Source organism: Candidatus Endomicrobiellum agilis (assembly GCF_020328115.1).
Taxonomy (GTDB): Bacteria; Elusimicrobiota; Endomicrobiia; order Endomicrobiales; family Endomicrobiaceae; genus Endomicrobiellum; species Endomicrobiellum agilis.
Genome location: NZ_JAIXMW010000002.1, coordinates 162,886 through 182,457, shown reverse-complemented (window position 1 = coordinate 182,457; position 19,572 = coordinate 162,886). Strand labels below are relative to the sequence as shown.

12 protein-coding genes and 1 tRNA gene are annotated in these 19,572 nt (G+C 37.6%); 3 read left to right on the top strand and 10 right to left on the bottom strand.

The annotated features are described in order from the left end of the window. Nucleotides 1-156 precede the first annotated feature (156 nt). Nucleotides 157-1,170 (top strand): hypothetical protein, encoded by a 1,014-nt coding sequence (locus LE179_RS02170; protein WP_374128733.1) that lies wholly within the window; start codon nucleotides 157-159, stop codon nucleotides 1,168-1,170. 319 nt (nucleotides 1,171-1,489) lie between these two features. Beyond that, entirely contained in the window at nucleotides 1,490-4,003 is a 2,514-nt protein-coding gene (gene gyrA / locus LE179_RS02165; RefSeq protein WP_374128732.1) for a DNA gyrase subunit A, read from the top strand. Between the two features lie 1,390 nt (nucleotides 4,004-5,393). On the opposite strand, the gene LE179_RS02160 is transcribed toward gyrA, so the two are convergent. The 10 genes from LE179_RS02160 to LE179_RS02115 form a co-directional block, all read right to left on the bottom strand. Continuing rightward, nucleotides 5,394-6,794 (bottom strand): amino acid permease, encoded by a 1,401-nt coding sequence (locus tag LE179_RS02160; RefSeq protein ID WP_374128731.1) that lies wholly within the window; start codon nucleotides 6,792-6,794, stop codon nucleotides 5,394-5,396. 851 nt (nucleotides 6,795-7,645) lie between these two features. Next, on the bottom strand, nucleotides 7,646-8,917 hold the full coding sequence (gene rho / locus LE179_RS02155) for a transcription termination factor Rho (RefSeq protein ID WP_374128787.1): 1,272 nt from the start codon (nucleotides 8,915-8,917) through the stop codon (nucleotides 7,646-7,648). A 183-nt stretch (nucleotides 8,918-9,100) separates the two neighbouring features. Then, complete coding sequence (coaE, locus tag LE179_RS02150; RefSeq protein WP_374128730.1) at nucleotides 9,101-9,694, bottom strand: dephospho-CoA kinase; 594 nt, start codon at nucleotides 9,692-9,694, stop codon at nucleotides 9,101-9,103. Then, nucleotides 9,691-12,417, bottom strand: coding sequence for a DNA polymerase I (gene polA, locus LE179_RS02145; RefSeq protein ID WP_374128729.1), 2,727 nt, complete (start codon nucleotides 12,415-12,417; stop codon nucleotides 9,691-9,693). Before polA ends, coaE begins: the two co-directional genes overlap by 4 nt. Beyond that, nucleotides 12,414-13,322, bottom strand: coding sequence for a thioredoxin-disulfide reductase (gene trxB, locus LE179_RS02140; protein WP_374128728.1), 909 nt, complete (start codon nucleotides 13,320-13,322; stop codon nucleotides 12,414-12,416). Before trxB ends, polA begins: the two co-directional genes overlap by 4 nt. 682 nt (nucleotides 13,323-14,004) lie before the next feature. After that, nucleotides 14,005-14,403 (bottom strand): hypothetical protein, encoded by a 399-nt coding sequence (locus tag LE179_RS02135; protein ID WP_374128727.1) that lies wholly within the window; start codon nucleotides 14,401-14,403, stop codon nucleotides 14,005-14,007. Between the two features lie 168 nt (nucleotides 14,404-14,571). Further along, the gene (gene trxA, locus LE179_RS02130) at nucleotides 14,572-14,892 is read right to left on the bottom strand and encodes a thioredoxin (protein ID WP_374128726.1); all 321 of its coding nucleotides are present in this window, start codon (nucleotides 14,890-14,892) and stop codon (nucleotides 14,572-14,574) included. Between the two features lie 205 nt (nucleotides 14,893-15,097). Next, nucleotides 15,098-16,036 (bottom strand): methionyl-tRNA formyltransferase, encoded by a 939-nt coding sequence (gene fmt / locus LE179_RS02125; RefSeq protein WP_374128725.1) that lies wholly within the window; start codon nucleotides 16,034-16,036, stop codon nucleotides 15,098-15,100. After that, nucleotides 16,033-16,539: a peptide deformylase gene (gene def / locus LE179_RS02120; RefSeq protein ID WP_374128724.1), complete on the bottom strand. Its 507-nt coding sequence runs from the start codon at nucleotides 16,537-16,539 to the stop codon at nucleotides 16,033-16,035. Before def ends, fmt begins: the two co-directional genes overlap by 4 nt. Before the next feature lie 309 nt (nucleotides 16,540-16,848). Next, nucleotides 16,849-16,924, bottom strand: a tRNA-Val gene (locus tag LE179_RS02115). A 196-nt stretch (nucleotides 16,925-17,120) separates the two neighbouring features. Here LE179_RS02115 and LE179_RS02110 point away from each other — a divergent pair. After that, complete coding sequence (locus tag LE179_RS02110) at nucleotides 17,121-19,541, top strand: acyl-CoA dehydratase activase (RefSeq protein ID WP_374128723.1); 2,421 nt, start codon at nucleotides 17,121-17,123, stop codon at nucleotides 19,539-19,541. Nucleotides 19,542-19,572 lie beyond the last annotated feature (31 nt).

Below are 19,572 nucleotides of genomic sequence, written 5' to 3'. Positions count from 1 at the left end.
AGGATAATAGAATAAAAAAAACAGAAAATTAGCTGTTGCTGTTCCAGTAAAATCCAAATGATAGATAGTAATATTGCAAGAATGCAGCAGTCGTCTGTGTTGTTGCAGCATGCTTTTGTCTGTTAGTTTTATTGTGAAAATATTTAGGAAGTTTTTATGATAGAAGTAGAGGAATGTTTTATTTGCGGTTGTAAAGAAGTAAGTGCAGAACCTCTTTTGGATAAAGTGTCTCTATCTAAGATTTCTTGTTCTGTATGCGGCATATATAAAGTAAACCAATATCATTTCCCTAATGTAGACGAAATAATTAGAGCTGTTGAACGACAATCCAATAAAAGTTACACCGAAGATGAATGCAATGAGAAAAAGGCTCTGCTAAAATATTATGTTAAATTGAGTGCAAATAAAGACAACTATTCTTACGATTCCAGTAATATTTTTGATATTACAGCCGGGTGGTGCGAGAATATTTTTAACACGCCTTTTCCCACGCCTGTCGAGCAGGTGGGTTATCTGATAATATTTTTAGGGAATATATTGAGATATCCGGGGAAAAAATATGATTGTTTTAAAAGATCAGTATCAACGTTAAATCTGATTTCGGCTACGGCAAGCATAGACGAGCAAAATCTGTTGAAAGTCCGCGAGTATGCGCAAGAACTTGGTTTAATAGAAAAAAGCGAAAGTTATAATAGTCTAACCATAAAAGGCTGGCAGGAATATGAAAAGCTTAAAAAAAGCAGATCGGATTCTAAATTTATTTTTATGGCTATGCAGTTTGACGATGAACAAATAGAGTTTATGAAAAATTTTGTGAGATCCGTTGTTAATAAATTAAAATTTGAACTGTATATATTGCCTGATATTTATACGCAAGAGAACACTATTGACTTGAAATTGAGAAATGCAATACGAGACAGCCGTTTAGTAATATGTGATTTAACACACAGGAATAACGGCGCTTACTTTGAAGCTGGTTTTGCTGAAGGTTTGGGAAAACCAGTCATATATATTTGCGAACAAAGTACTTTTAACGACAAAGAAAAGAAAATTCATTTTGACGTAGAACATCAGGAAATATATAGATGGGAAAGTAAAGACGAAATAAGTGTTAAAAAATTTCAGCAGGATTTAGAAGCAAAAATCAGAGCTGTAGTTGTAAATGGATAGCGGGGTTGTTTTTGACATTGGCATTTTAACTTTCTTTTGTTGTATGATGTCGAGGAGATTAAAATAAAAAGATAGTTAAAATTGATTGGTTATTTTTATTAATATTCCGACGAAACTCATTGAGATGAACATATAGAAAAGATATTGCTGGCAGATAGTTGAAAGATTTAACTTTTATTTGCCGTGTTGAGAAAGCAAAACCCCCGAAGCGATTGGTCTGCGATATTAAGAGCGAGATTATACTCTGTCTTTTCCGTCTGTCTTGAGCAGGTAAACCCGAAGATAGAAGTTAAACAATATAAAGAAAGGTAGTATAAATATGTCAAATGAAAAAGAGATAAAAGACGAACAAGCAATATTGTCGGCAAGCATTGTTCCGCGAAATATTGAAGATGAAATGAAAAACTCTTATATTGATTATGCTATGAGCGTTATTGTTGGAAGAGCGCTGCCTGATGTGCGCGATGGTTTAAAACCGGTTCATAGAAGAATACTTTATGCGATGAAAGAAATGGGATTAAAGCACAATACTGCGTATAAAAAGTCCGCCAGAGTCGTCGGAGACGTGCTGGGCAAATACCATCCCCATGGCGATGCCGCAGTTTATAGCGCTATGGTCAGAATGGTGCAGGACTTCTCTTTAAGATACCCGATGATTGACGGGCAGGGAAACTTTGGAAGCATAGATGGCGATTTTGCCGCTGCTATGCGTTATACCGAAGTGAAAATGGACGCAATCACCGATGAAATGCTTGCGGATTTGGATAAAAATACTGTTGATTTTATTCCCAACTATGACGGTTCTTTAAAGGAGCCTTCAATACTTCCGACAAAACTTCCCAGTCTTTTGATTAACGGTTCGTCAGGTATCGCCGTAGGCATGGCTACAAACATTCCCACTCATAATATAGGAGAAGTCATCGATGCGTTGGCGGCTTTAATAGACAACGGAGAACTTCCAATTTCAGAAATTGCGAGGTATATGAAAGGTCCGGATTTTCCGACGGGCGCAATAATTTTAGGAAAAAGCGGCATTAAGAATTATATGGAAAACGGCAGAGGTTCGGTAAAGATCAGAGCCAAAGCCGAAATAGAAGAAATCAAAAATGGCAAAGAAGCTATTATAGTAAATGAGATACCTTATCAGGTAAATAAAGCAAATCTCATAACTTCTATTGCCGACTTGGTAAAAGATAAGAAAATTGATGGTATTTCCGATTTACGCGATGAATCAGATCGCGACGGCATAAGAATAGTTATTGAAATTAAGAGGGACGCAAACGCACAAGTTGTTTTAAACCAGTTGTACAAACACACTCAGATGCAGTCGTCTTTCGGCGTTATAATGCTTGCGCTTGTAAACAACAGACCAAAAGTGATGAATATTAAAGAAATCTTGATGCATCACATTGAACACAGAAAAGTTGTTGTTACAAGAAGAACAAAGTTTGATTTGCAAAAAGCCGAAGCAAGATCCCACATTTTGGAAGGTTTAAAAATAGCGATTGATAATATCGACGGCGTCATTAAGATTATGAAAGAATCCGCCGATGAAGACACTGCGCGCGCAGGTCTAATGTCAAAATTTCGCTTGACAAGGATTCAAGCTGAGGCTATTTTAGAAATGAAAATCCGCCAGCTTACCGGATTAAAAAGAAAAGAGATTGACAATGAATATCTGGAGATAATAAAACTTATAGAAGAACTTCGCTCTATCTTGGCGGATTCAAGCAAGATTTTGGCTATAATTAAGAGCGAAATCCTCGATATAAAGAAAAAATACGGTGATAAGAGAAGGACGCAGATCCAAGCTGAGGAAGCCGATTTTAATATTGAAGATCTAATTCAAGAAGAAGAAGTCGCAGTGACAATGTCGCATGCCGGATATATTAAACGCATACCGCTTGACACTTATAAAGCACAACACAGGGGCGGGCGCGGAATAATTGCAATGAACACAAAAGAAGAAGATTTTGTCGAGGACTTGTTTATTACAAGTTCCCACTCATATATGTTGTTCTTTACAACACGCGGGAGACTGTACTGGATGAGAGTTTACGAGATCCCGGAGGGAATGAGAACGTCAAAAGGAAAAGCTATAGTAAATCTCCTGCAGCTGCAGGGAACGGAAGAGAAAATTACCGCAGCAATTCCAATAAGATCTTTTAATTCTAAAAATATTAAAGACGAATATTTGTTGATGTGTACGAGAAACGGTATAATCAAGAAAATTGCACTTAACAAGTTTGTAAACCCGAGAAAATTCGGCATAATAGCAATTAAACTTGCGGATGGCGATATTTTAACGGAAGTAAAAGCAATAAATAAAAACCCTGAGGTTATAATAGCTACAAAAAAGGGCAATGCTATAAAATTTAAAGAAAGCGACGTAAGAGCAATAGGCAGGCTTGGCCGGGGCGTAAAGGGAATAGTGCTTGAGAAAGACGACGAAGTTATAGGCATGGAAGTTTTTTCCTCTGACGATGTTTTCCTTTCGGTTTCTGAAAATGGTTACGGCAAAAGAACGGAAGTAGGCAAATACCGTCTGCAGAGGAGAGCGGGACATGGCGTTATAAATATGCAGACGACGGAAAAAAATGGAAATATTGTCGGTATTAAAAAGGCAAATGACGGCGAAGAGGTAATGATAATAACGCAAAACGGCGTAACAATAAGATTTAAAGTAGCTGCTGTTTCTGTCATCGGAAGGAATACTAAGGGCGTGCGACTCGTCCGGCTTGGCGGTGGAGATAAAGTTGCGGCAATCGCCTCTGTGGTAAAAGACGAAAACGACGGAGAAACACAGAATGCTATAGAGAAAACTAAAGAATAAGACCGATAGAATTCTGAAGTTTTAGGAAAATGTCAGATTACTTCACAACATTGGCTTAAAATTTAAACTATAAATTATTAAAGCTGGAAATGTTAAATAAACCGGCAGGATTAACGACAAAAATATCCTGTTTGAGAATATAAATTTATAGATAATAATGAAATAAAAAAACAGCGTATAATGAGTTTGCCAATTTTATCGGTTATAGTAAAGTTTTGAGAATGTGTAATAAAACAGAGTTGCGGCTCAAAGCGGGTAATGACAAGTATTTTCTGTCATTTTGTTGATTTCAATTCATTGCTGTGTGTATTTACTGCTTACCTTTATTCCTGTAATCTATAATATACGATTTTCAAGACTTTCCTCTTTCACAGGTTTGAATCAGCTAAAAACTTTATTTATCGCTTTCTTCCCCAGCCTTTGGCAGATTTAATGTCAAAAATGATAATTCAAATTTACATCCCGTAAATGAACATAACAGAAAGAAATGAGAAAAGACAGCATTTTAATAATATTTTAATTTTTAAAAAATCAGTCATGTCTTTATTAACCGTTTCAGCGATTCCGCCGAATGCAACGGCAGCAATCAAATTAAAAAATTCTTGCTTTGCTCTTTATTATTCCAGCAAACGAAGTGTTCTTAGCAGTTCACTCTGTTTTCATCTCTTTCCAAAATTCTTTTTTATCCTTTAAACAATTTCCTGAAAACACTGTCTTGTTTTTCGTTGCCGCTTAGCATTCCCTTAGTTTAAGTATTTTATTGTTTTAAATTTTCTTCAATACAGTTGAAATTGCATCGCAATTATTCGTTAAACTTCCCGAAAGACATCTACTTGAATGGGGATATATTTACTTATAAACTTAAAATTTATAGATTCGTTTTGGCGAAGTATTTTGCATGATTCCAATGGTTTATCAATGAGTTTATTTAATTGTTTATCTGATATTATGGGTTTTTTAAGATAGCTGTTAAAAGTAAAGTTATTAAAGACACAGTTGAAAATTATCTGTGTGAAATTATTTAGACAAATCTAAAAAAATAACTATTATTAAATATCAAATTGACCTTCTACTGTATTTGAGTTTCTGTTTGAGAAACATCGGGCAAAGAACTGGTATTTATTGGCGTATTACGACAACAGTAACTCTTTATTGTCTAAATTCTTGCACTAACTGCTATAGCAGCAAACTCTTATTGTTTGGAAAAGTTGTAGCCGCTGTCAATTCTGGCGCTTTATTTTCATTTATCGGTTTACCGACAGTCTCTTTTTTATCGCAGTCTGCCAAAATATGAATACACTTTTCATTTTTATGCTTATCCTAATTTGTTCGCTGGAGTCAATGTATCCGCGTATTAATATTTTTAAAATGAAGAAAATGAGAAAAAATTTTATTTAGTGGTCTTTATTGTAGAGACTTTGTAAAATACGTAAACAATAAGTATCCAAATGGGAACTGCGATAGCCTGTTTGATCATTCCTTGTAATATTGCCATAATAATCAAAATGAGAAGAATAAATGCAAATACTATATAATTTGTATATGGATAGAATGGCGATGGAAACAGCGTTTTATGATTTTCGAGATTTTTTTGTTTTTTAAACTTCATGTGGGACATTGTAATCAAGCCCCAGTTAATAAGAATGCAAACGACTACGAAGCTTATAATCGCTTGAAAAGCGTCAACCCAATTTGGCAGAAAATAGTTTAACGGGACTACTAAGAATGTCAAAATGCCGGACAGCATCTGTGCGGCGGCTGGTATGCCTTTCTTTGTTGTTTTTGAAAAAATCTGCGGAGCGTTATTCTGTAGAGCAAGTCCGTAAAGCGTGCGGCTGTTGCTGTAAATACAGCTGTTATAGACTGATAATGCGGCGCTTAAAATTACAAAATTGAGAACCCATGCGGCATGTTTAAAGCCTATTTTATCAAATATCATTACAAAAGGACTTTCAATTGTTTGCAAGTTGCTCCAATGATACAGCGATAGAAGCACAGTAATAGAGCTGATGTAAAGGATCAAAACACGAAATACTACTTGGTTTATAGCTTTAGGAATAGTTTTTTGAGGGTCGGCAGTTTCTGCGGCTGTAATCCCTATGAGTTCTAAGCCGCCAAAAGCAAAAGTTATCATTGGAATAGCCGCTAAAAGTCCGACGATGCCGTGCGCGAAAAATCCACTTAAAACGGGATTACCTGTATTTTCGCCGACGCTTGCCGCCATCCATAAGTTTCTGATGGTCGCGCCGTCAACTAAACTGGTATTTACAATCAATATATATCCGCCCACCAAAATCATAGCGCATATTGCAGTTACTTTTATAATTGAAAACCAAAATTCTATCTCGGCGTAAGCTTTTACCGCAGTCAAATTTATTGCATTTATAAGCATAAAAAAGAACAAGGCTGTTTTCCATGTTGCTAAAGTTGGAAACCAGTACTGGACATACGCTGCAACGGCAGTCAGTTCTGCTATACCGACAAGAACATATTGAATCCAGTAATTCCATCCTGATAAAAATCCTGGGAACTTTCCCCAATATTTATAAGCAAAATAGCTAAAAGATCCTGTCATAGGTTCTTCTGTTTCCATTTCGCCAAGCTGACGCATAATTAAGAAAATTGAGAGTCCGGCAATCAAATACCCCAAAATGACCGCGGGACCTGCCACAGAAATTGTGCTTCCAGTTCCCAGAAATAAACCAGTCCCAACTGCCCCGCCGATTGCAATAAATTGAATATGACGGTTTGTAAGTTTGCGCTTCAAATTGCTTTCTTGAGGCTGTTTCATAATAACTCCATTAAAAAGATTTAATTATAATATATCAAAGGGTTTGCATATATTTGATATTATAGCAAAGAATTGCCTGCCAATTCATCTTGGCGGGCGGTTTGGCTTTTTGTATTAAAAATTAAAACTAGTCCTGAAGACATAAGCTGTATTACAAAAAATAGTTTTTTCTAGAGCGCGGATAAAATAATGGAGATAATAATCTATGCAAATAAGGATTTCTGGCGATAAAGTCCAATATTTCTATAGATTGGATCATGTCTAAAAACATATTGGCGACAGGTTTTATATGTAAGATTTCAACGCAGCTTCACTTTTTATTAAGTTGGGTATAATCCAATTTTGTCATATTAATAGGACTTTGCTCCGTAATTATTCTGTCTTTTTTTGGATTTTTCAAAGAGTTCGCTTTTTTAGAAAAAAGCGGCTGCTTGGCGGCAGACTTAATTATACTGAATCGATTAAATGTAAATGTGTGATAATTTAAAATTGAAGGGATTTTCAGTTCGCAAATCTTTAACGGTTTTTGTTTATCTTTCATGTGTTGTTATGGTCGTGTTTTAATTTTGGAAACGCGGATAGCTCGGTTGGAAAAGGGTTGATATTTCCTATAGCGGTTCGCCAATATGTTTTAAAAGGGCAGAAATTGGAAAAAACATCATTTAAAAGTTGAGCTGGAAAACTGCTTGTTAGTGATTATTCTTTAAAAGGCAGACCATTTTCTTATTTTAAAAAGAGGTAAAAATAGTTTCTGCCGCAAGAAAAATGTCGGCGGATTATGTCAAATTGAATTTGGAGTGATAATCTGACCAGATGTGAAATTGCCATCCGTTCTGCCCTTAAAATTGTCTTTATAACCCTTCCATGCTGGAAAGTTCCATCTGTTTTAAGAAATCTTTATTAGATTTTGAGCTGAGTAATCTTTTGCTTAACTCTTCCATAACTTCTATAGAATTCATCGAATTCATCCATTTTCTCAATATCCACATTTTATTTTTTTCATCTTCGCTTAAAAGAAGTTCTTCTTTTCTTGTGCCTGAACGCAGAAGATCTATCGAGGGAAATATTCTTCTATCGGCGAGTTTTCTGTCAAGGTAAATTTCGCAGTTACCGGTTCCTTTAAACTCTTCAAATATAACGTCGTCCATTCTGCTTCCTGTTTCAACGAGAGCGGTGCCTATAATGGTGAGGCTGCCGCCTTCTTCAATATTTCTTGCGGCTCCGAAAAACCTTTTGGGTCTTTGCAGAGCATTTGAGTCAAGTCCGCCAGAGAGAACTCTTCCGCTTGACGGTATTGCCGTATTGTAAGCTCTTGCAAGTCTTGTAATGGAATCTAAGAGAACAACTACGTGTTTTCCGCTTTCAACCATTCTTTTGGCTTTTTCTATAACCATTTCTGCGACCTGTATATGTCTGTCTGACGGCTCGTCAAAAGTTGAGGATATGACTTCGCCTTTAACGGAACGCTGCATATCTGTAACTTCTTCTGGTCTTTCGTCTATCAGCAAAACCATAAGCACGATGTCGGGATTGTTTTCGGTTACTGCGTTGGCTATTTTTTGTAGAAGAACGGTTTTCCCTGTTCTCGGAGCTGCATTGATCAAAACTCTCTGCCCTTTTCCTATTGGGACAAGCATATCTATGGTTCTTGTCGATATTTCTTCTTTTTTTGTTTCGAGAACTATTTTTTCATTGGGGTACAGTGGCGTCAAATTATCAAAAAGAACGCGATCCCTTATATTTTCAAGATTTTCCTGTCCGTTGATTGATTTTACCTGCAGGAGCGCAAAATAACGTTCTTGTTGAGCTTGAGGCGGACGGACATATCCCGCCACCGTGTCGCCTTTTCTTAAAGCGAATTTCTTTATTTGCGAAGGAGATATGTATATATCGTCCGGACCCGGCAGATAGTTGTAATCCGTAGAACGTAAGAAGCCGAACCCATCGGGCAGGATTTCCAAAACGCCTTCGTCGTAAACCAATTTATTTTCTTTTGTCTGCGCTTCAAAAATTTTTGCTATAAGTTCTTGTTTTCTTAAACCTGCAACAAAATCGAGTTTAAGAGTCTTTGCAATTTCTATGAGTTCTGCCATTGTTCTTTTTGACAAAACCGACATATCCATAGAAGATTTATCTTTTTCCATTAACTCCTCCAGAGTTTTTGACGCATTTTTACTTTTGATTGTTTTTTTATTTTGGCATAGGTTGTAATTTTACTTTATTGTGTTGCCTGGTTGACTTGTTATTTTGTTCGGATTATTTTGTTTGGTTTGAAAATATCTATGCGGATTGAAAAGAATTTTATATTATTTTTGTTTTGATGTCAATAATTTATATAAATCTTTTATACTTTTTTTCAAATCCTTTTTAGAGCCGGAATTGTCTATTACGAAATCCGCAAGTTCAACTTTTTTTTCTATCGGCATCTGGGAATCAATTCTCTGCTTTATCTGATCCGCATTTAATTTATCACGCAGAGTCAGACGTTTTACCTGAATGTTTGACGGAATCCACACGACGACTATTTTATCGCACATTTTGTTTAATCCGACCTCAAAAAGGAGCGGCGCATCAATTACTATATTATGTTTGTTTGCATTGTGCGAAATTATTTTGCTTATGTGCGAAATTATATGAGTGTGAAGAATTTTTTCAACGCTGAATTTTGCTTTTTTGTCCGAAAAAATTATATCCGCCAATTTTTTTCTGTTTAGGCTTCCGTCGGAACGCAGAATGCCGCTTCCAAAACTTTTTACAAGTTCGTTTAAGACCGGCGTGCCTTTGGATGTGAGTTCGCGCGATATTGCGTCTGCGTCTATAGTATGGGCGCCGAGCGCTTTAAAGTGTTTGACGCTTTCGCTTTTTCCTGTGGCGATCCCTCCTGTCAGACCTATTATCATATTTTTTTCATTTCTCCCCAATTTCTGCCGGTTTTAATATCAACGGATATGGGAATGCTTAAGGGCAAGGAATTTTCCATTTTATCTTTTATGATTGAAATCATGTTTTCAGTTTCTTCATCTGGAACTTCAAAAAGCAGATCATCGTGAATCTGCAGAAGAATTAAAGATTTGTATCCTTTAAGTTTAATTTCGTTATATATATTTATCATCGCGGTTTTTATTATGTCTGCGGAGCTTCCCTGCACCGGAGTGTTTAAAGCTATTCTCTCTCCTGCGTTTCTCGTTTGAATGTTTGCGGAATACAGTTCGGGGATATATCTTATTCTTCCGGTGATCGTGCGCACGTATCCGTCTTCCGAAGCCTGTTTGACAATCTGTTTCATCCACAATTTTACTCCGCTGTATCTTTTGAAATATCCGTCGATATATTCTTTTGCTTTTCCGAACGGGATATTTAGCTGTTTTGAAAGCCCAAAAGGCGACATGCCGTAAACTATGCCGAAATTTATGGATTTTGCCGCGCTTCTTAAATTGTCAGGTACAGGTTCGCTTCTTGGTATATTAAAGATTTCCCTTGCTGTTGCGCTGTGTATGTCCGCGCCGCTTTTAAAAGCTTCAATAAATTTTGCGTCTTCTGAAATATGTGCTAGAACTCTTAAATCAATCTGGGAATAATCTGCAGATATAAAAATCTTATTGTCTTCTGGCACAAACGCTTTCCTGAACTCCTTTCCATAGGCGGATTTTATTGGGATATTCTGCAGATTCGGTTCTGTCGACGATAATCTTCCCGTAGTTGTTACAGCTTGGTTGAAAACGGTGTGAATTCTGTCGTTGTAATAAGAGCAGTAATTTGTTATTGGGTCTATATAAGTGCTTTTTAATTTTTGGAGCTCTCTGTATTTTAATACTTCGGCAGGAAATTCGTGGGAGGAGAGTTCGGACAATACTTCTTCATCGGTGGAGTAACCTGTTTTAGTCTTTTTGATCGCCGGCAGATTAAGTCTTTCAAACATGATGGAAGAAAGCTGTTTCGGCGAATTGATGTTGAATTCTCTGTCTGCAATTTTGTATATGGTATTTTCAATTTCCTTGAGTTCGGAAACAATTTTTTCGTTGAAATTGCGCATAAAAGACATGTCGACTTTTATGCCTGAAATTTCCATTTCGGAAAGAACTTCGACTAAAGGCATCTCCGTATTAAAGAAAAGCGGCGAAAGTTTTTTTTCTTTTATCTGAAAATCAAATATTTTGTATATCGCAAATATCGCGGCGGAAATCGAGTTTGCGTATTTTGCGCTGTTTTCTATTGAGGAATCAGCAACCGCAAACTTTTTTGCTCCTTTCGCAGCGCGATTCTCCTCCTCTGCCGTAAAGTTTAGATACTCTTTTGAGATGTCGGTCATATTGTGTGATTTTGCGGGATTTAAACAATACGATGCCAACATTACGTCAAAATATATATTGTTTATTTTGGTTTCGGACATCCTGTAAATATTTCTTTCCTGTTTCAGGTCATGTCCTATTTTCTTTATTTTATCTGAAGAAAACAACGGAGTAAAAATGTTTTTAAATTCTTCAAAAGTTATTTGCCGTGAGGTCAAATCGTTGTGTCCGATTGGAAAATAGAAAGCTTTGCTTTCAACGCACAACGATATGCCTACAATTTTTGTTTTTAAAGGGTCGGTTGTGGAGCTTATTGTCTTTAGTGCGAGAATCTCCGCTTGTTCTATTACCTTTGCGACTTCCGCAGCTCTTTCTTTGGTGTTTACTATTTCAAAACTCAGTTTGTCTGTCGTAAAACTATTAGTTTTAAATTCTTCATTGCGCTGCGTTTCATTCGCAATGAGAGTCGGTTGAATTTCTTGATTATTTCCGGAATATTTTGCCAGCAGGCTGTTGAACTCGTATTTTTCAAAAAAGGGAATGGCTTTACCCGCGTCCATATCTTTATTTTCAAACTCTTCGAGTTTGTATTCTAAAGGGGCATGTCTATTCAATTCTACTAAGCTTCTGCTGAGCAGTGCTTTCTCTTTGCCTTGCCTGAGCAATTTCCCCGTATTTCCCTCTATGGAATCCGCATTTTGCAGAATACTTTCAAGAGTCCCAAACTTTTTTATGAGTTTTATTGCGGTTTTCTCGCCTATGCCTTTTACGCCGGGTATATTGTCGATAACGTCTCCCATTAAAGCAAAAACGTCGATAAGCTGTTTAGGCATGACGCCGTATTTTTCTTCAACTTTCTTAGCGTCATACATAATGTCTTTGGAATCGTTCCATATTAAGACGTTTTCGTCTTCAGTTAGCTGCAGAATGTCTTTGTCGCCCGTTACGGCAATAGTCTGTACTCCGCTTTTCTTATTGTTGCTGGCTATTGTAGCAATTAAATCGTCGGCTTCATAGCCTTTTATTTCTATTTCTGCAATGTTTAAAGTTTTTGCGGCTTCTCTTGCGATGGGCATCTGGTTTATAAGCGCTTCGTCGAGCGGTTTTCTGTTTGCTTTATAATCTTTAAATATTTCATGTCTGAAATTTTTTGACGGGTAATCAAAGCAGACTGCGATATAGTCCGGTTTAAAGTTATTTTTGATTTTAAGCAGCAGCTTTATAAAACCGTAAACTGCGTTGACCTGTAGGTTATTTGAAGTAGAAAGCGGCGGCAGAGCATGGTATGCTCTGTGAATGTACATATTTCCGTCTATAATGAAAAATTTTTTCATAGATTTTCTATGTAATGCTGTGCGCTTATAGCCGACTGAGCGCCGTCTGATACGGCTGTTACAACCTGTCTCAGCTGTTTTTTCCTTATATCCCCGCAGGCAAAAATACCGGCGACAGAAGTATTCATGTTTTCGTCTGTTATAACGTATCCCGCTTCGTCAAGCGCAAGACCTGAAAGAAACGCAGTGTTTGGAATTAAGCCTATAAAGACGAAAATGCCGTCAACTTTCAAATCTTTGTTTTCGTTTGTCTTTATATTTGTCATTGTTATTTTTTCAGGGAAATCTCTTCCGGAAATTTCTTTTGGGACAGTATTGTATATCACTGAAATATTCGGATGCAGTCTCATTCTTTCCTGTAGAATTTTTGTAGCCCTTAACTTATCTCTTCTGTGAGCAATAGTTACGTTTTTTGCGAACTTTGATATGTAAACGGCTTCCTCAATTGCGGAATCTCCGCCGCCGACAACCAATACATTTTTGTCTTTGTAAAAAGGAGCGTCGCAGGTGGCGCAAAAGGATACGCCTCTGCCTAGGAACTTCTCCTCTCCGCGTATATTCATTTTTTTTGCGTGCGTTCCCGCAGCAATAATAACGGTTTTGGTTTCGTATGTGCAATTTGCAGTAATTACTTTTTTTGCCAATCCGTATTCAATGCGCGCCGCTTCGTCGTAGATTATTTCCGCGCCAAAATCTTTTGACTGGTTCTCAAATTTTCTGGCAAGCTCAAAACCGTCGATTCCTCCATTAAAACCCGGATAGTTTTCAAGCGAACAGATTGTTGTCATTTGTCCGCCGCAACCGTTTTTTTCTATAAGCAGTGTTTTCAGTCTTGCCCTTGAAGCGTAAATTGCTGCTGACAACCCCGCAGGTCCGCCGCCGATAATGATAACGTCATATATCATTTGGATATCGCTTCCTGCAGTATTCCTATTATTTCTTGCAGTATTTCAGCCGTGTTCATACTCATCTTGATTCTCCTTTATTTTACGCCGACGAACTCTTACTGCAGAGTTTCCAAAATTTGAGGTATCCGAAAAGTTTCTTTGTGAATTTCCACGCTTTTTTTAACTTGCCATTCTGCGCTTTAGCCGTATTTGATTTCTGCTGTGATTTCAAGAGTTCTTCTGATTCCTCTCTCTTAACTCAAGACTTTTCGTCCTGCTTTTGTACCGCAGAATCACGAATACCGGAGCCACCGCGCACAGCGCGCATATACAGACTCTGCGGGCAGCAACTGATTAATGGTTACCGCAGATTGTGCGGGGGTTTCTCTGTCGGGCATCTTTTCTGCTATCAGTTGTCTCCGCCGCGTGGTGGCTTAGAACTCCGCAATGAATCTCTTTTCTCAATCTCTATCAGAAAGCGCAGTCTTTTAAGAACCGATCATTTATCTGTTTTCTGCTGAGTTTTTGCCGTATTATCTCTGTAAAGTTTATTTTTTGATTATTTAAAACGCATTGTGTAGATGTACTTTTACTTCTCAAAAAGTATGCCATTTGCCTTTGTTTTTAGCCGTTTAAAGCTGGATTTCTGGATTCCGCGGCAATGAAAGCAGGAACGACAACCGACCTTTAGTGTCCTTTTTCATTCTTTTTTAGCAATCAATGTTAAACGTGCTAAACTCTTTATATTTTTATCGATATCCTGTTGAGTTGCAGCTTTAATTTTTTCTATAAAATTATTCTTTACGCATATTTGCGGATTTCTAATGAATTTCTCCCGCCTATGCTTGCTGTATCTAAAGTCGAATTCAATATTGATTGCGGTACTTTGATATAATCGTACTTTTCTCTTGTTTTCTTTTGAATCTTTCTGTTTGCCGCCTAAAAATATTGTTAGGTAATTTAGGGAAAAGGCTTGTTGAAGATATCTTCGCGCCCGCTCGCTCTTAATATAAAAATAGCGCCGCTTTTTCTTATTGCGTTCATTTTCAGCATAGTTATTTTTGAATGCTGTCCGGTGAGCTGATACGATAACCGGCAAAACCGCGTTTTTTTCTTCTTGTTTATTTTATATTGCTGTATATAATATGGGACAGGAAAACTTTAAATATCTCTTTTTGAGTTAAAATTCTGTTAGGTGTATTATCTTGTGGTAAAAATTCCGCTTTATCCTTTGTAATCGCAAATGAAATATTTTTTTATGAGTTGATCATAACAGCGTATTGTCAATAATTTTTTTAATATCGTTTTTAGATCTGAATCCGTCTATTTTGTGTACTGTTGTGCCGTTTTTAAATAAAATTAGGCATGGAATTGACGTAATTTGAAATTTTGCCGATAAAGATGTATTTTCATCTGTATTTATTTTGCCTATTTTTACCCTGCCGTCATATTCGTCGGCAAGTTCTTCAATGATAGGGGAAAGCATCTTGCAAGGATTGCACCAAGGCGCCCAAAAATCAACCAGCACCGGGTTGTCCGATGATAATACTTCTCGTTCAAAATTGCTTTCATTGATTTCAATTGCCACAGCAGAATTCTCCTTGTTTGTTATTGATGCCTGCCACTGACGTCATAATAATCTGTGTTGTTGGAGAATTAAGCTGACGCGGCAGATATATCGTCCCGCAACGGTATATCAAGATTTTTGTCATTGCAGATGAGTAATAAGCGGTAATGTTTACAGTTATTACGTCATAATATACTTTAAATTCTGTTTCTAATTATATCATAATTTAAAAACGATCGCCTGTTGAAAGCTGTTTGCCTTGAATAAAATCCCAGGCAAGCATGACAGGTTTATTCTCAGGCTGTACTTTTAAAACCAGAATTCTGCCGATGGCGCATGATACCGTAAACCCCTTGTTTTTTTCTGTTGAACATACAATGCCGCAATCTTTATTTATCGAGCTGCTGTCAAACACTTTTATCTCTGTAAATTTGATTCTTCTACCCGCAAGTTTGCCCTGAGAAACTATTGAATATATTCCCGGCCAGAGGTATAAACCTCTGAACTGGTTGTATATCTCGCTTACGCTTTTATTCCAATCGACCAAGCCCGTCTCCTTTTTGAGAGACGGGGCGAAACTTGGATATCCAGTTTGAGACGCTGCGCCGTATTTTCCGTTTTGAAAAAGCCCGAGAGTTTTATTCATGACGTCTATGCCTAAAGGGATGAGCTTATTAAACAGAGTTTCCGCGTTATCTTTTGTGTCTATATTGAGCTTTTCCTGTATTATTATACCGCCGGTATCGAGTCCTTCGTCAATATAAAAGGAAGATATGCCTGTTTCAGTTTCCCCTTTATACAAAGCGTATTGGACAGGAGCGGCTCCTCTGTATTTTGGAAGGAGCGAAAAATGTATGTTAAAAGTTCTGTACTTTGGAATCTCAAAAACAGTTTTTGGAATGAGTCTGCCGTAAGCTACGGCGATTCCCACGTCTGCGTCGAAATTTTTTATTGCTTCAATAACGGCAGGCGTAAATTTTTCAGGTTGTATAAAGCTTATGTTATTTTTTGCGGCGTAAACTTTTACTGCGGGAAAGGTAAGTTTTTGACCTCTCAAAGCACGTTTGTCCGATGTCGTTACGGCGAAAATTTCATGACGGTTTTTATATAATTCTTCAAGATAAATTTTTGAGATGAGAGCTGTGCCAAAAAATAATATTCTCACCAATCGCCTGCTTTTTTCTTTCTTTTTATTTTTTTTTCAATAGATTTTCTTTTCCAATCCGGGAGATAATCTATAAAAAGTTTTGCATCTAAATGGTCTATCTCGTGCTGTACGACTTTGGCAAAAAATCCTTGCGCTGTTATTTTTTGCCTCTCGTCGTTTAAATCGGTATAGCTGACAGCAATCTTTTCGAAACGCTTTACGTTTTCGTAAAAACCCGGTAAAGACAGACATCCCTCTTCAGCGGTTATTTTATTTTCACCTGAAATTATTTCAGGATTTATCGCAACTACGGGAGATTTTTTATTTGGATCCACGTCAATGACGCAAAGTCTGAGTAAAATGCCGACTTGCGGGGCGGCAAGACCTACACCCGGAGCGGAATACATAGTTTCAAGCATATCGGAAGCAAGTTTTTTTATGTCGCCGTTGATTTCTATGACTGCTTCTGCTTTTTTTCTTAGGACAGGGTTCCCGTATTTTTTTATTGTGAGTTTTGCCATAACGAATAATTATTTTATCATTTAGTCCTTGTGGTTTCAATATACGCGCGCATTTTTAAGCATTGTAGTTTTAAGCGGTATTATAGCTGTTTATGCGATTTTGCCTCTTCCGAAAGAGAAGAAAGGTAAGGTAAGGTAAGGTAAGGTAAGGTAAGGTAAGGTAAGGTAAGGTAAGGAGTCCTCTAACGGAGTAGTCCGCGTTGTGAAGATGCGATTGGTTTTAATACTGAAAGCGGGACGATACCTCTAACGGACTAAAAAACAACAACTCTCTCTTTCGTGAGAAAGAAAAGGAGCTGTGGTTATTGATGGTGGGCAGTGCAGGACTTGAACCTGCGACCTCTTCCTTGTAAGGGAAATGCTCTTCCAGCTGAGCTAACTGCCCGATGTTCTGATGTTCAGATTATTTGAGACCAAGCGTGCAGTAACAAATTTACTTTCTTCTGTCAATCTTAATTATATTATTCATTGCTTTACCAAACAACTTAATTTTGATAGCATAGCATACTAAAAGTATTGTTTCAAATTTTTATCTGTTGATCCTTATATAACTGGACGTATTTTATAAACGGGAGAATTAAGTGGAACACAAAGTGTTCAAGTCAGGACTCGATATAGGTTCTACGACTGTTAAACTTTCAATACTTGACAAGGATAACAAGCCTGTTTACTGTAACTATAAAAGACATCGGTCGGATTTGTTAAATACCGTTGTCGATTTAATAGATGACGTCCCGGAAGAATTAAAAGCTTCAGATATTGTCGTTTGCGCTACGGGTTCCGGAGCGACGGATTTGGCGCAAAGATCAGATATAAGCTTTGAACAGGAAGTTATAGCTTGCACAAAAGCCATAAAAACTTTTCTTCCTAAAGTTGATGTCGCGATAGAACTTGGCGGTGAAGATGCAAAAATTACGTTTTTTGACGGCACTTCGGCAGATCAGAGAATGAACGAAACTTGTGCGGGCGGCACAGGTGCTTTTATAGATCAGATGGCGCAAACGCTTAAAACCGACGCTGCGGGCATAAACGAACTTTCAAAAAACCATAAAACAATTTATCCTATAGCCGCAAGGTGCGGCGTTTTTGCGAAAACTGACATTATGCCGCTTTTAAATGAAGGTGCAGCAAAAGAAGATATAGCGGCAAGTATTTTACAGGCGGTTGTCAATCAGACCATAGGCGGTTTAGCAAGAGGACGCACTATTAAAGGAAACGTGTGCTTCCTTGGCGGACCGCTTTTCTTTTTGTCCGAACTACGAAATTGTTTTATTAAATCATTAAAGTTGAAGTCTGCAAACGTATTTTTTCCTGACAACGCTCATTTCTTCGTGTCTTTTGGAGCGGCTTTATTGAGCAAAGGCGACAAAACTACATTAAATGAGCTGAAAGAAAGATTTAAAAACATAAAAAGCAAACCTTTGCGTACCGCGTCGGAACTTCTCTCTCCTCTGTTTGCAAACGAAAAAGACTATGAAACATTTATGCGACGGCACGGCAAAACGTCTGCCGCGAAAATTGAACTTAGAGATGCCGAAGGGGATTTATTTTTAGGAGTCGACGCGGGATCTACGACTACCAAAGCGGTTTTGATAAACAAAAATAAAGCGATAGCATACTCTTGTTACGGCTCAAACGGCGGAAATCCTCTGCCGTCCGTAGTAAACGTTTTAAAAGATATCTATGCAAAACTTCCTAGTAACGTTCGGATAGCAGGCGCGTGTATTACCGGTTACGGCGAAGCGTTAATCAAAGCCGCTCTTAATTTTGATCAAGGAGAGGTTGAAACGATAGTCCACTATAAGGCTGCGCATCATTTTAATCCTAAAGTGTCTTTTATTTTGGATATAGGCGGACAGGATATGAAGTGCATATATGTTAAAAACGGTCTTATAGATAAAATAGTTTTAAACGAAGCCTGCTCTTCAGGGTGCGGATCTTTTATACAGAATTTTGCACAGTCGTTGAATTATACAGTACAAGATTTTGCCCGGCTGTCGCTGTTTGCAGGAAAACCTGCAGATTTAGGTTCCAGATGCACGGTCTTTATGAACTCTAAGATAAAACAGGTGCAGAAGGAGGGCGCAAGCGCGGCGGATATTTCCGCAGGTCTGGATTATTCTGTCATAAAAAATGTTTTATATAAAGTTATAAAAATAAGCAGTCCCGAAGAACTTGGAGAACATATTGTCGTTCAGGGCGGCACGTTTTTTAATGACGGCGTTTTACGCGCGGCTGAAATTCTTTTGAAATCAAAAGTTCTCCGTCCCGACATTGCAGGTCTTATGGGGGCTTTTGGATCTGCAATTATCGCCCTGCAAAATAAGAAAGCTTCAACTTCGCTTATATCTGAAGAAAAACTTTCAGGATTTGCCTGTAAGATGAGAAATACGCATTGTAAAGGCTGTGAAAATAGGTGTCTGCTAAATATCACTGTTTTTCCCAATGGCAAAACCTTTATTTCCGGCAACAGATGCGAAAACGTTTTACAGAATAAAAAATCGCAGAGTTTCGCTTTTAATATGTTTGATTATAAATATAAACGGCTTTTTGATTGCTATAAACCGCTTCCTTTGGAAAAAGCGCCGCGCGGCGAAATCGGCATACCGCGCGTTTTAAATATGTACGAAAATTATCCTTTCTGGTTTGCCCTTTTTACAAAACTCGGCTTTAGGGTGGTTCTATCCGACCAGTCGTCAAACGCTTTATTTAACAGCGGTCTCGACACCATTTCGTCGCAAACCGTATGTTTTCCTGCAAAAATGGTTCACGGACATATAGAAAATCTGGTTGAGAAAGGCGTTAAAACAATTTTTTATCCGTGTATACCTTATGAAATAGAAGAGTTTAAAGATGTTGCCAATCATTATAATTGCCCCATAGTGGGAAGCTATCCTGAGGTTATACGTTTAAATATGAGCGTTTTGGAAGAAAAAGGGGTAAAGTTTCTTCAGCCTTTTCTGCCTTGCGGTTATTCTTGCAGGAAGGCCGTATCATATTGACCCCGCGATAAATCACGGCGTTGCGGATTTA

What these genes read in the sequence shown, in the direction of transcription:
- LE179_RS02170 (WP_374128733.1), top strand. Translation starts at nt 157, where the DNA reads ATGATAGAAGTAGAGGAATGTTTTATTTGCGGTTGTAAAGAAGTAAGT.
- gyrA (WP_374128732.1), top strand. Translation starts at nt 1,490, where the DNA reads ATGTCAAATGAAAAAGAGATAAAAGACGAACAAGCAATATTGTCGGCA.
- LE179_RS02160 (WP_374128731.1), bottom strand. Translation starts at nt 6,794, where the DNA reads ATGAAACAGCCTCAAGAAAGCAATTTGAAGCGCAAACTTACAAACCGT.
- rho (WP_374128787.1), bottom strand. Translation starts at nt 8,917, where the DNA reads ATGGATATGTCGGTTTTGTCAAAAAGAACAATGGCAGAACTCATAGAA.
- coaE (WP_374128730.1), bottom strand. Translation starts at nt 9,694, where the DNA reads ATGATAATAGGTCTGACAGGAGGGATCGCCACAGGAAAAAGCGAAAGC.
- polA (WP_374128729.1), bottom strand. Translation starts at nt 12,417, where the DNA reads ATGAAAAAATTTTTCATTATAGACGGAAATATGTACATTCACAGAGCA.
- trxB (WP_374128728.1), bottom strand. Translation starts at nt 13,322, where the DNA reads ATGATATATGACGTTATCATTATCGGCGGCGGACCTGCGGGGTTGTCA.
- def (WP_374128724.1), bottom strand. Translation starts at nt 16,539, where the DNA reads ATGGCAAAACTCACAATAAAAAAATACGGGAACCCTGTCCTAAGAAAA.